Origin of the sequence: Arthrobacter nitrophenolicus (assembly GCF_000332815.1) — a bacterium.
GTDB lineage: Bacteria > Actinomycetota > Actinomycetes > Actinomycetales > Micrococcaceae > Arthrobacter > Arthrobacter nitrophenolicus.
The window spans coordinates 1-12,300 of record NZ_AOFD01000086.1 but is presented as its reverse complement, the minus strand read 5'-3'; the positions used below and the strand labels follow the sequence as shown (position 1 = coordinate 12,300).

General features: G+C 58.7%; 12 protein-coding genes and 1 pseudogene. 1 reads left to right on the top strand and 12 read right to left on the bottom strand.

The window, feature by feature from the left end; translation table 11 throughout:
- Positions 1-160: 160 nt before the first annotated feature.
- The 11 genes and pseudogenes from G205_RS19545 to G205_RS24140 all read right to left on the bottom strand — a co-directional run bounded on the left by G205_RS19545 (position 161) and on the right by G205_RS24140 (position 10,146).
- Positions 161-913, bottom strand: a complete 753-nt coding sequence (locus G205_RS19545) for an SDR family NAD(P)-dependent oxidoreductase (RefSeq protein WP_009359532.1) — start codon at positions 911-913, stop codon at positions 161-163.
- A gap of 60 nt (positions 914-973) precedes the next feature.
- Entirely contained in the window at positions 974-1,906 is a 933-nt protein-coding gene (locus G205_RS19540) for an alpha/beta hydrolase (RefSeq protein ID WP_152419644.1), read from the bottom strand.
- 80 nt (positions 1,907-1,986) lie between these two features.
- Entirely contained in the window at positions 1,987-3,513 is a 1,527-nt protein-coding gene (locus tag G205_RS19535) for a flavin-containing monooxygenase (protein WP_009359530.1), read from the bottom strand.
- 24 nt (positions 3,514-3,537) lie between these two features.
- A complete protein-coding gene (locus G205_RS19530) occupies positions 3,538-4,383 on the bottom strand; it encodes an alpha/beta fold hydrolase (RefSeq protein ID WP_009359529.1) in 846 nt (281 codons plus the stop codon).
- 33 nt (positions 4,384-4,416) lie between these two features.
- Positions 4,417-5,112, bottom strand: a complete 696-nt coding sequence (locus tag G205_RS20780) for a TetR/AcrR family transcriptional regulator (protein WP_152419643.1) — start codon at positions 5,110-5,112, stop codon at positions 4,417-4,419.
- A gap of 305 nt (positions 5,113-5,417) precedes the next feature.
- Positions 5,418-5,909, bottom strand: a complete 492-nt coding sequence (locus G205_RS19520) for a TetR/AcrR family transcriptional regulator (RefSeq protein WP_009359527.1) — start codon at positions 5,907-5,909, stop codon at positions 5,418-5,420.
- A gap of 434 nt (positions 5,910-6,343) precedes the next feature.
- Entirely contained in the window at positions 6,344-6,808 is a 465-nt protein-coding gene (locus G205_RS23285; protein ID WP_235047103.1) for a transketolase C-terminal domain-containing protein, read from the bottom strand.
- Positions 6,809-6,868: 60 nt separating this feature from the next.
- Positions 6,869-7,293 (bottom strand): annotated as a pseudogene (locus tag G205_RS23280) (alpha-ketoacid dehydrogenase subunit beta); the annotation flags it as partial.
- Positions 7,294-7,358: 65 nt separating this feature from the next.
- Positions 7,359-8,384 (bottom strand): thiamine pyrophosphate-dependent dehydrogenase E1 component subunit alpha, encoded by a 1,026-nt coding sequence (locus G205_RS19505; RefSeq protein ID WP_009359524.1) that lies wholly within the window; start codon positions 8,382-8,384, stop codon positions 7,359-7,361.
- Positions 8,385-8,395: 11 nt separating this feature from the next.
- Positions 8,396-9,796: an aromatic ring-hydroxylating oxygenase subunit alpha gene (locus G205_RS20775; protein WP_009359523.1), complete on the bottom strand. Its 1,401-nt coding sequence runs from the start codon at positions 9,794-9,796 to the stop codon at positions 8,396-8,398.
- On the bottom strand, positions 9,793-10,146 hold the full coding sequence (locus G205_RS24140; protein WP_009359522.1) for a 2Fe-2S iron-sulfur cluster-binding protein: 354 nt from the start codon (positions 10,144-10,146) through the stop codon (positions 9,793-9,795). Before G205_RS24140 ends, G205_RS20775 begins: the two co-directional genes overlap by 4 nt.
- A 432-nt stretch (positions 10,147-10,578) precedes the next feature.
- On the opposite strand from G205_RS24140, the gene G205_RS19485 reads away from it, so the two are divergent.
- A complete protein-coding gene (locus G205_RS19485) occupies positions 10,579-11,193 on the top strand; it encodes a TetR/AcrR family transcriptional regulator (RefSeq protein ID WP_338058440.1) in 615 nt (204 codons plus the stop codon).
- 213 nt (positions 11,194-11,406) lie between these two features.
- On the opposite strand, the gene G205_RS20770 is transcribed toward G205_RS19485, so the two are convergent.
- Positions 11,407-12,117: an alpha/beta fold hydrolase gene (locus G205_RS20770; RefSeq protein WP_268743689.1), complete on the bottom strand. Its 711-nt coding sequence runs from the start codon at positions 12,115-12,117 to the stop codon at positions 11,407-11,409.
- Between the last annotated feature and the right edge of the window lie 183 nt (positions 12,118-12,300).

Genomic DNA, 12,300 nt, shown 5'->3' with positions numbered 1-12,300 from the left:
CGTAAGCTCATCCACCGTTATAGGCCGGCTCCCCGCATACGGACCCTCAACCCCCAACGAATTCAACACCGCACCACGAATCGTCAACGTCGGCAGCGAGCCCACAACGTCGTCGCAGTGGCGCTCCGCGGCTACGGCGCACATAACGCCCTCCACATTTTCAATTGACATAGAAGCCACCATTAACGCTGACGTTCTCCCCGTGGATGAAGGAGGCGGAGGGGCTGCACAGGAAATCGATGACCGCGGCCACTTCTTCCGGAGTTCCATACCGGCCCAGCGGCGTGCTGCTGAGGATCGTGCCACCCGCGCCTTCGCGCAGTGATTGCGTCATGGGGTTCTCGATAATGCCTGGAGATACTGTGTTGATGCGCCGCTGGTCGCCCAGCTCCCACATGACGGATCGCATGAGACCAAGCAGTCCTGCTTTGCTCGTCGCATAATGGGCATGGCCCTTGCTTCCCCGCAGCCCGGCAATGGAGCTGACCAAAACAATGGAGGCATCCGCCGTCAGCCGCGGCAACGCCGCACGGATCATCCGGTAAACGGCGGTGAGGTTGATGTCGAGGCACTCCTGCCAGGCATCCTCGCTGATGCCGGCGAAGTCACTTTCCGGATAGATGCCGGCAGCCAGGACAAGGTGCTGAATCGTCGCGCCCGCTGGGAGTGACTCCAGCAGCTTTTGCGCGCCATTTTTGTCGCCGGCTTCGTAATGCACCTGTAGGTCGTTGTCCGACGATGCGGACTCCTGGACCGCGGGCTGGCGATCGGCCGAGGCAACGCGCAGCCCTCTACCCAGGAAGAGATCGCCAACGGCACGGCCGATCGATCCGCGCCCTCCGGTCACCACCGCAATCGGGCTGTCCAATCCCATCACGGGGGTGCTCACCTGAAGCTGTTCGCTAATACTCATGGTCGGTCTTCCTTTGAATACGGGTTTGGACGCCGTGGATCACCTGATTGCCCAGGCTGTTCATAGGTGCTCCAGGAACCACGTGCCGGCAGCAGCCCGCGTTTCTCGCAGGTGCTTCGTGTACGACTCAAAGTGACCGTCGGCAACGACTACAAGACGCTTCGGGTCAAGGGCACGCTCATAGGCTTCCAGCGCCAGATCGGCGGGGGTTGTCTCGTCGTGGGAAGCGACAACCATCAGCAGCGGCGTCGGCGATACCCGGCTTACAAACTGGCCCGGATCGTACATGGCCGCCCGCCGAGAGGACCGAACGGTGATAGTTTCCGCTGCCTCGACGCCTTCGGGGAGCGGAAAAAGCTCGTGGTACGCGATCAGCTTTGCAGATCGGTAAGCTGCAGGAACTTCCGGGTCCAGACTGACTACCGCACGCCGGGCCGGCGGCTCCCCAGCCAGTTGGGCACGCTCGTCGGCGTCGTAAACGGCTTCCACAGAAGCCCGATCTTCCGGCTTAATGCGCCGAAGGCTCTGTTCGTATCCGCTGATTGTCGGTACCTGGACGGTAACGGCCTTGAGCCGGCGGTCGGTGGCGCCCAGCACCAGGCCATGGCCGCCCGCATAACTGGTCCCCCAAAGCCCGATACGGTTGGGGTCGACTTCGGGACGGGACTCCACGTAGGAAATCACGCGACGCCAATCGGCAATCTGCTGCCAGGGATCGATATCTCCCCGGATTTCGCCGCCGCTGAGCCCGAAGTTCCGGTGATCATGCACAAGAACAACAAAACCCAGGGAACAGAAGTATTCGGCGTAGTCCGACAATGCGCGGTACTTCAGACCGGCAAACCCGTGCGCCATGGTAATCGCCGGGAAGGGCCCCTGACCGCTGACGGGGATGTAGAGCCACGCGTGGAGACTAATTCCCCCTTCGACAGGAATTTCCACATCGATGCGATCAGTCACAGGAAATTCCTGCAGCTGAGTACTGGTGTTCATGGTTGTTTCACTTTCCCTGAATGGTTTGCTGCGGCGCGGCTCTATTTCGCACGCCAAGCAAGCTAGAGATTCTTCGCTTGTTAGACCTTCTGTTCGGCCAAGGACCGTACTTCATAAGCTTCGGGGCGGAACACGCCATTCGAATCACGGAAGCGGCTCATGAAGTCGGGCCAAATCGTCGAAAGTCGTCCGTTTCGCTCATCCACGTACCAGCTCTTGCAGCCGCCCTCAAGCCAGACCGTTCCTTGTGCGTTGCGGTCAATCATCGCCGCGAAATCCATCTCGGCATCCTGCGTTACCTCCATCCGCGTGTAACCGTTCTGGTGAAGGTAATCGAGGGCGCCGAGGATGTAGTCAATCTGGGACTCAATCACGAAGATGATGGACCCAGCGCCGAGACCTGAGTTGGGACCGTTCATAATGAAGAGGTTGGGGAATCCGTTGACCGTGCTGCAGGCGTATGCTTGCTCGCCCCGTGCCCAGTGGTCAGCCAGCAGTAGCCCATCCGTCCCATGAATGCGGTGCGAAATGGGGAGGTCACTGGTCTCGAAACCGGTGCTGACGATCAGCGCGTCCAAGTCATGTTTGCTGCCATCTTTCATGACAACAGCATTCTCAGTGATCCGTTCGATGCCCTGCGTCTCGAGCTCAACGTTCTCACGCAGGTAGGTTGGGTAGTACTCATTCGAGATAAGAACCCGTTTACACCCGATTGCATAGTCCGGCGTTAGCTTGGCCCTGAGGTCCGGGTCCTTAATCTGATCAGCCAGGTGATCAAGCGCAAGTCCTTCGACCCTGCTAATGAAGCTCTCGATACCACGGCGTTGCGGGAATCGCGCCTCACCTGCCCAGAAAAGATCGCGGCGAAGTTTCTCGGCCGTATGGGGCAAGCGGGCAAACATGTTCTTCTCAGCTGTGCTGTATTCACGGTCCATGCGCGGGACAACGTAGGGTGCTGAACGCTGAAAGACAGTGAGCTTCCCGGCGACCTTGGCCACCTCGGGAATGATCTGAATCGCCGAGGCGCCGGTGCCGATCACGCCGACGCGCTTGCCCTCAAGACTGGTGTCGTGATCCCAACGTGCCGAATGGAATTTTGCACCTTTGAAGTCGTCGATTCCTGGAATGTTGGGATATTTGGGGTCTGAGAGGTGGCCCGAGGCAGTAACCAGTACGCGTGCCAAATAGCTACCGTTTGCGGTGCTAATGAGCCACTCGTTTGATTCTTCGATCCACGCCGCACCCAGCACTTCGCTGTCGAACCGCATGTGCCGGTCAACACCCTCACTCGTTGCGCAATCGCGCAGATACTCGAGGATTTCAGGCTGCCGGGCGTAGACGCGCGACCATTCAGGCTTGGGCTTGAACGAGTATGAGTAGAGGTGCGACTGAACGTCGCAGGCGGCCCCGGGGTAGTGGTTGTCGCGCCACGTTCCCCCGAGTGAATGCTCTCGCTCTAGTACGACGAAGGACTCTTCGCCGGAGCGCTTGAGCTGGATTGCCAGCCCGGTCCCCGAGAAGCCGGAGCCGATAATCGCGACGTTGACCCGCTCGGCTTCCTTCTGTAACTGTTCGTTGTCAGCCAGGACATTTTGACTGTTCATCATGTGCTTTCTTCGTAGTCAGATGCATTAGGGGGTGGAGGTGGCGTAAACATCGCCTGGAGATGTGGCGTGAGGTGCCGCAACAAAGTTGTCGATAAGCATGAAGAGTTCAGCAGGACGTTCCTGCACTACCGCATGCCCCGCCTCTATCTCGACGTAGCGTGAATCCCGAATCGCTCCGAACAGTTCACGGCTGTGGCTTACGTCCACAATTTGGTCGTGTATGCAGCCAACGACGAGCGTGGGAGCGCTGATTGTCTGCACTTCCGCTCCAATGTCGATGTTGTCGCTGAGTTTTATGACAACTGGCGAAATCGAGGAACGCCTTGATTTCTCGACGATTTCCTGAAAGTCACGCTCGGTCCGGGCGCATAGATAATGCGCGCTGTAGCTCGAGTAGAGGTTGAAGTCAGAGAGCGCAGATGACCCGGATTGGGCGAGTTCGCGCCAGATGCCGTTTCGCACCAGCTGATGCCGGTCAGTCTTCATCCAGCCGGCAATGAGCACCAGGGATGCGACGAGGTCAGGTTTCCGTGCTGCTGTGGCTTCCGCTACGACAGCGCCGAACGAATATCCCACCAGTGCAACGGGGCTACCTGGTGCGAGCTTTTCAATAACGGCCTGGGCCTGGGCCACGCAGTGTTCAAGTGTAAGGTCCTGCCCATCTTTGGGTAGGCCGAAGTCAAAAGTGATCACTCGACGTGTGAAGGCCAGCATCGGAAACAGTGCCCAGAAATCCTTCTCGGCGGACCCCTCCATGCCATGGAGGAGCACTACAGGCGGCTCACCATTGCCGCGCTGACTGTCGTAGAAGCGGACGTCGATACCATCAACAACGACCGTCCCTTCTTTAAGATCCGGGTAAAGAGACACCGTACTCCTTCGGTTTGACGCTGCTTGTTCGTTCTAGGGGGCTGACTTTTTCGGGTCGGTTGACCGCTCGTTGAGAACCAGCGGATCGAGTTGGGCGCTCAGCCGGGCATTGACCCTCTGCCAAATTGTCGTGGGCTCAAAGCCGCGCACGGGCGTGCGATCAACTTCATGGATAAAAATTCCCTGGCAGTTTTGTGCCACGGCCAGCGGATCCACGTCGGCATAGATTTGGCCGGTAGCCTGACCGTCGGCAAGAATCCGCCGTGCCCGTGCAATGAGCCTGTCGCCCTGCTGGATGGCGCGTTCGCGGCCAGGGCTCGTCATGTCGAATCCTTGCCGCAGATAGAGTGCCGCGTTAGTAGGGTCTTGCAGATAAAACTCAGCGCGAGCCTTGTAGAGGTTGCGAATGCGGTCGCAGTACCATCGGCCGCCTGTATCGTTGCCCGCCGCTTCAATGAGGTCGTCCTCATGCTCGAGTTCGTCCAGCACAGAGTCCATCCGGTCGCCATAAGCCAGTGTGAGCAATTCGTCCTTTGACGAGACGTAGCGGAAAAAGGTTGCGTCGCCAATTCCTGCGCGAGTTGCGACCTCTTTAGTTGTGATCGAGGCGTAGGGCTTGGTCGCCAAAAGATCGACGGCCGCTGCGCGAATGCGCCGCATGACCTCCAGCTTCGCTTGCTCTCGTAGCCCCATTGGTGCGGCATGCAGAGCCGGCTGTTCTCTAGTCAATGCTTCTCCTTGTGGGATTCGATGTGCGACGCCCTCGACGCTGAGGCATTTGCGAGAGTGCCCTCTAATGAAGAGAGTACACTATCTCAATGAGGGTGAACAGTCATTACCCGAAATTTATGGAATCAAGGCTGCGGCACTTCGTGGCCAACAGCCTGACTATGCCCGCTATAGTGCGGTGCCCAGCTTCAAACAGTCATTAGGACCGGCTGCACAACATCGAGGAGCCGCCGCACCGAATGGGCAATACGCGTCGTGCACGTGAATTGCCGTGCCCGTTGTTCAGCAGAACCTGCGCGTGGTTCTCAGGGAACTCCGGTAAGCCGCACACTGACCTCTGCAAGTGCCGCCGCGATCCTGTGCTGGTCCAACGTTCCTCCCAGAGGATGTTCCTCCACCCATGCCTCAGCGACACCCATCGCCAACGACATGTACGTCCTGGACGCCAACCGTTCCACCGCAAAATCCAGCGGCGTGGAGCCCCCAACACGACGCATGCGCCGCCGCGCCCGGCGCACGTAATACTCCTCAAACCGGTGACGAACCGCCTTCGCTTCAGGAGGACCGGCAACAGCCCACACATACAAAAGCCTGGCCTCCTCACGGTGATGCTCAGCCCAGGTCCACACCAGATTCACCGCCTCCCGGGTCTGCAAAAGCTTCTCCGAGGGCTCCTGCGAACTCGTCGCATTCATAATCCTGTGACTGACCTCAAACACACACGCAGTGAACAACTCGGGCTTGCCCTGGAAGTGATAATAAATCGACGCCAGACTCATCGACGTCTCATGCGCCACCTCAGCAATAGAAGCCGATATCCCTTCCGGGCAAAAACAACAATCGCAGCCTCGATAATCTCCTGCCGCCGCGACGGCCGATGCGCAGCACGACGCGGACGCGCCTCCACTGTCATAAACCAACCACAACCAACAAAACCCACATCTCCACCAACACAATGCCGCCCACCTTCTGCCCGAGACCCACACCACAACGAACCACAACCAGAACCGCCGTCACCTCAGCACGTGACCCCAACCCTGCGGCGGCCCCACCATCCGCATGCATGCTTAACGGGAGGAACTCCTGTGACCCCGCGACAGAAGGCCGGGTCACAGGAGTTCCTCGTGTTAACTTGCAATGCCTAAAGAAAGACCATGCGGAGAATACAAACCACTTCCGCCGTCATGCTTCATCCAGGCCTCCCGCGGCCAACGGCTGTGGGCGCGGTCTGCTACTTCGTCGAAAGCGGGACGCGGCAAAGCTGCCGGGCGGCGTCCTTGATCGTTTCCGGGGTGGGGAAAATGTTCAGTGAAGTCGAGAATGGCACCGGAACGGAGGGCGCCCCGATACGAACAACGGGAGCTTCCAGGTCGCTGAACAGCTCCTCTGTGATACGCGAGGCGATCTCGGCACCCGGTCCTACGGACGTAGTGGCCTGATGGGTCACGATGGCCCGCCGCGTACGCGAGACCGATTCCAGCACGGTCTGCATATCGAGCGGAACCAGCGTACGCAGGTCAATTACCTCAAGCTCGATGCCCTCCGCGCTCAGTTCTTCAGCTGCAGCAAGAGCAATCGCCACCTGGGGTCCGTATGTGACCACCGTAACGTCACTTCCGTGTCGCTTGATGTCGGCCACTCCGAACGGAATGCGCACATCACCGTCCGGAACGGGACCCTTCACACTGAAGAGCATTTCGCTGTGTTCAATGAACAGTGTCGGGTCGTCGCCGAAGATACTGGTCAGCATCAGCCCCCGCGCATCTGCAGGAGTGGACGGGACGACGACGTTGATGCCAGGCGTGTGCATGAACCAGCTCTCAAGCGACTGGGCATGCTGCGCGCCGAACCGCGAACTGCCGACCGTGGTGCGGATCGTAAGCGGAACCGGAGTATGGCCCCCGCTCATGTAGCGGAGTTTGGCGGCGTGGTTGACAATCTGGTCGAGTCCAACAGTGATGAAGTCGAAGAACATGATTTCGGCGATGGGCCGGTAGCTCCCAGAGAAAGACCGATGGCAGAGCCGACGATTGCGGCCTCGGCAATGGGAGTGGCCCTCACCCGGTCCGTGCCGTACTTTTCAGACAAGCCTTTCGTGACCTTGAAGACGCCGCCTGCCGGGTCGGCTACATCCTCGCCCAGCAGCACGACTCGTTCATCGAGTCCAAACGCTACGTCCATGCCCTCGTTGAGGGCTTTGGACATGTTTACGATCCGGGAGGATTCGTTGGTGGCTGCACCGGTGGTCATGCTGAAATCTCCATCGTCTTGGTTGAAAACACGTCGGTAAATGCCTCCCGGGGATCCGGGTAATCACTGGCGTAGGCAAAGGCAAAGGCATCCTCGACGTCGGCGAGTGCCTGGCCGTCAATCTCTTCCAGTCGTTCTTTGCTGAGTACCGCCGAGCTTTCCAGTAGCTCACGCAGTTTGCCCACTGGCTCGGCACCCCGGGCGGCATCCAGGTTTTCCTTGGGCATATAGGAGTAGTCTGCCGTCGACGTATGTCCGCTGAGCCGATAGGTCACGGCTTCGACAAAGAAGGGACCGCCGCCGTTCCGGATCGACTCCGTCGCCCGCCGCAGGACTTCGAGGGTCGCCACCGGGTCGAAACCATCGGTTGTCGCCGACTCCATGCCGTAGCCCTTGGCCTTGGAGGCAATTTCGGTGATGACCATGTGATCGCCCGTGGGAGTGTGCTCGGCCCACTGGTTGTTCTGGCAAACAAACAGAATGGGCAGCTTCCAGACAGCCGCCAAATTCATCGCCTCATGGAACGCACCGATGGAAGTGGCGCCGTCGCCGAAGGTCACAGCGGTAATCTTGCCGTCCCCCGCTAGCAGCGACGACAATGCCAAGCCGGCTGCAATGGGCAACCCAGAGCCGACAATCCCCGTCGTTGTCATAAGCCCGTATGCGGAATCAGCAATATGCATCGCCCCGCCTTTGCCCTTAGCGACACCTGTGGCGCGCCCGGCAATCTCAGCGATAACGGGACTCAGCGGCACACCCTTGGCGATAACATCACCGAGGTTTCTGTAGGTCGAGACCAGGTAGTCGTCAGGGTTCAGGGCCAGAGCGAGCCCCGCGCACACCGCTTCCAATCCTGCCACCGGATAGGTCGCGGCTTTCAGGGTGCCGGCTTTGACATCTTTCTGAATTTTTTGGTCGCAGACCTGAATCGTCTTTGCCACCGTGTAAAGACGCTCAAGATCCTCTTCCGGGGGCAGGTTCTCCGCCGTCTGCGGTGACTCGTGATCGTGAATTTGGGTCATCGTTCGTTCTCCTACTTAGAGCTTTGGACTGGTTCCTGCAGATACCGGTTGAGCACGGTGTGGAAGTGGGCAACCCTGACCTCCGAGGAACCGAATGTGACATGCTTCAGGCTGCTGTTGTGCAGGCCCTTTTGGACTTTCCAGAGATTGTCAAAGTCCTGGTCGAGGACTGTGCCCATGCTCTGCTGTGTGATATCGATCTCGAGAAGAGGCGCCGGCTCGGGAGGCGCGGCGTTCTCGTCCGGCCAGACGAGGGTGTAGACGTCGAAGAAGCATTTGTTCGGATCGGTGGGGTGGGGGCGCGATACGAATCCGAGGGCACCGCCGGCGTGGGAATTGAACTTGAGACTGGGGAAGACATGGTAGTCGTAGTCGTCGATCATTTGTTCCCTGGTCAAGCCGGAATAGTCATGGCCAAGTTTTGCGCCAGTCTCCTGCGCCCGCCGGATGAGGTAGTCGCGCATTGTGCCCTCGCCGATCCACTCTCCGTCCTTATCGAACAGTTCCGGAGGGAGGTCCGAAACCGATTGCCCGGTCGCCTTCGCAGCCTCTGAATGCCTGAATGCCGTCGCTGAGCGGCTGAAATATGCCTCATAGATCTCGGCCTCGTCGACGTGCTCCAAACGCATGCTGGGCACGCCGTAGGGCACGATCATCCTGCTGTGGTCCCCGAAAGTCGTATGCAGGGTGTTGACATCGTCAAGGTACGGCGTGATCTGCGGGTGTGTGGAGGAGACATGGTAGGCCTCCAGGAAGGCCTCCAGCGCCACCTTCCAGTTGCATTCCAGCGGAATTCTGGCGTGCATGGTCGCCCGGTAGCGATCCATGTGGTAGGGCTCAAGGTCAGTCGCCGTCCTGGCAAGGAACTCCCGCAGCGTCGGCGCTCCCTCAGGCTTGGGGTGAATGAAGACCCAACCGCCCCACGTGTCGCAGCCAACCTCCGGCAGTGCATACTCCTCGTCGGTAACCCCAGGGAACAGTTGACGGTCGGGGATGTCCTGAAGCTCGCCCTTCAAGGACCAGCACCAGGCGTGGAAGGAGCATTTGATGTCCTTGGCGTTTCCGATGCCGTGCTTGAGCAGCGTGCCACGGTGCCGGCAAGCGTTCTGGAAGGCCCGAAGCTGACCGTCTTCGCCCCGAACAATGAGGAAGGACTGATCGCCGATAACGTACTCAAGGTAGTCGCCGGGCTTGTCCACCTCTTCCGTCCTGCAAGCCACCTGCCACATGCTGTACCAGATCTGCTTGAACTCCAGGTCAAGCTGAGCTTCTGACGTATAGACCTCAACGGGGATATGTGATTCCTGAGGAGTCAGGACAATGGACTCGGGGTACTCGGCGTCCGCCGGGTACTTCAGTCCATATACCTCCACATTCGAGTGATATGCCTTGATGTCATCGCTGATTGTCATGGTTCTTTCCTTTTGTCCGCATCCTCGCGAACGCGGACGCTCCGCCGCCTCACGAGAATATCTCCGTTGATTTTTGCGCAGCAGGCCAATCGCTCCTGCCCTGGCGGACCGCCCTGCCACCGGACCCGGTCCAAAGCCTTCCGTTCCGTCTCGTCCATCGGCGAGACAAATTCTTCCCCCTCTAGAACTTCCATGTAGCAACGCGTGCATTCAACTGACCCGTTACAGAGTGTTGGCCACCAAATCCCGTTCGTCTCTGCCGCCTGGAACACCGTCATCCCAGGCTGGACGTTGAAAGATATATCGCTTGGAAGGACACGAACGCTTGGTACTTCCGAGTCTTCCGTCATCGGCAGATCCCTACTTACTCAAGAGTGTCTCTACTAACTACCTGAAAACGTTACTAGAGGCACCTTCCAATTACAAGCCTTCGAGGCATTGACTTTGGAGCAGCGGAACGCATCTACTAACTACAATCCGTTTCGAATAAGTTGGACGGCGCTGGGAAGGATTCACTGCCGGCTGCACTGGGACCAGCAGGGTCCCGATTCCCGATGTTGAGGAAGGCCTGACGAACACCACATGGATGAAAATTTCTTCGAGCCCCTACAACATGGCTCGGTGACCTCTCCTGAGCGCATCCCGCGGGAATCACGGCAGGAAAAGAGGACTTCGTCGAGCCTGGCCATCCGGCGTCGGGTGACCTTCGGTGAGCCGCGAATTTGTCGACAGCGGCTCGCCCTATACTTCTGGAAACATCACGCCACGACTGAAAGTACATTTTGAAGCAGCAGCCAGCCAGGTCCGCGCATCGGCCGTCTCGACGATCATCACTCTTGGCAGCCGCCTTGGAACTTTTCGCTACCGACGATCCGTCGGATGTTTCCATGGCTGTCGTAGCAACTCATGCCAAAATGACGCCATCTGCGGTCTATTACCACTTCTCGTCAAAAACGAAGATTATCGAAACCCTCATGGCAGGAGTTACGGACAAACTGGCAAGCTTCTTCGAGTTGACCTCTGGCATTACAGACCTCCATGGATGGGGCGTCCAATCAATGCGCCATGCCTTGGAGTGGATGCGCACGGATCCGCTGGAGGCCAAGTTCTATTTTGTTCGCTTGGCGACAACCCGGGACGGGGCTGAGACCTTGGTTCAGTTCCGCCGTGATAGCGAAAAGCTGGTTGAGTCCATATCGGACTCAATTTTGTTACTCGACAACTCGATTGACCCATTGGAGGCGGCCATTATGGCCCGCGGCCTGTTGACGCTCGTATCCGAAACCGCCAGGACCACGTTGACAGGCAGGGATGCTGTACCGCGGAATTTCCGGACTTACCATGAGGCGGCTTCCATTATCACCTTGCGTATCTTGGGCGGTAACCCGCGCGAATAGCGGGTTTCCGTACCCGTTATGGTGTGCCTGGATGCGACACCAGAAATAAGCAAGACCACATCGCATCCGAATCACGGGAGGCAGCGACTTTGCCGCCTCGTCAGTTAATGGCCTCATGCACCAAGCGGACGCGAGCAATAAGCGCGCGTCCGCTTGGTAAGCCACGGGCTCCCGTCCGCATCACAGGGCCGCAAGTCTGTCACCGGCACTGAATCAGTCGTCGAGCTTACTCAGCCATTGAGTGATGATCTCGTGTGTCAGCTCCGGCAGATCATGGTGAATCCAGTGGCCGACCGGAAGTTCGAGCGAATGGTCCGCAGGGTGAACGAAGATCTCCTGGTCTCGCTCGACGGCGCCGACTTGGGCTTTACCGTGCAGGACCAGGAGCGGGGCTCGCCTCTGCCGGAGCGCCTCCGTATCCGACATGAGTACTCCCGGAGCCACTAAGCACTCATGCCAGACCTTCGTCAAAACCGAAATGTCGGTGACCAGGGCTCCATACTGGTGGGCCTCACGGGAGTGAGGTGGCGTCAACTGGCTCTCTGAGCGCTCGAAGATCGATGCCAATCCACCCGGTTGGGCGACCAGTGGCGCTAACGACTTGTACACGTTCTGCGCGTCCGGCAGCCCCCCTGACGGGTCGATTGCCACTACGGCTGAGACGCGTTCGGGGTGCGTGATTGCTAGAGCCTTGGCCAGCAAACCTCCCAATGAATGTCCGACGGCGACTACGGACGAGACGCCGAGGGCGTCCAGTACCGAGATGAAATCCGCCACAAAGGACGCCGTTCCATATCCTTCCGTGGGAACGGAGGAACGGCCGTGGCCGCGGAGGTCCAAGGCAATGACCCGGTGAGTCCGTCGAAAATATGCGATCTGCGTAAACCAATCGCTGGTATTGCAGGCGAGGCCATGGATAAGCAGGATCGCAGGCCCCTCCCCACATCGGTCACTTTCAAGGTGACTCCATCGGGTGTTTGTACATTTTGAACTGGCATCGATTTCCTCCAGAGATTGTGGGGCAGGCTCACGGCATTAGACGGGCGCCAGTGTTTGCCGTTGGGAGCGGCGGGTCATAGCGGGCCTGGTAGCTACTGGTTTTCTGCA

Bases quoted from the DNA above. Each gene is read 5' to 3' on its own strand.
- G205_RS19545 (WP_009359532.1), bottom strand. From the start codon at position 913: ATGAGTATTAGCGAACAGCTTCAGGTGAGCACCCCCGTGATGGGATTG.
- G205_RS19540 (WP_152419644.1), bottom strand. From the start codon at position 1,906: ATGAACACCAGTACTCAGCTGCAGGAATTTCCTGTGACTGATCGCATC.
- G205_RS19535 (WP_009359530.1), bottom strand. From the start codon at position 3,513: ATGATGAACAGTCAAAATGTCCTGGCTGACAACGAACAGTTACAGAAG.
- G205_RS23285 (WP_235047103.1), bottom strand. From the start codon at position 6,808: ATGCTCTTCAGTGTGAAGGGTCCCGTTCCGGACGGTGATGTGCGCATT.
- G205_RS19505 (WP_009359524.1), bottom strand. From the start codon at position 8,384: ATGACCCAAATTCACGATCACGAGTCACCGCAGACGGCGGAGAACCTG.
- G205_RS20775 (WP_009359523.1), bottom strand. From the start codon at position 9,796: ATGACAATCAGCGATGACATCAAGGCATATCACTCGAATGTGGAGGTA.
- G205_RS24140 (WP_009359522.1), bottom strand. From the start codon at position 10,146: ATGACGGAAGACTCGGAAGTACCAAGCGTTCGTGTCCTTCCAAGCGAT.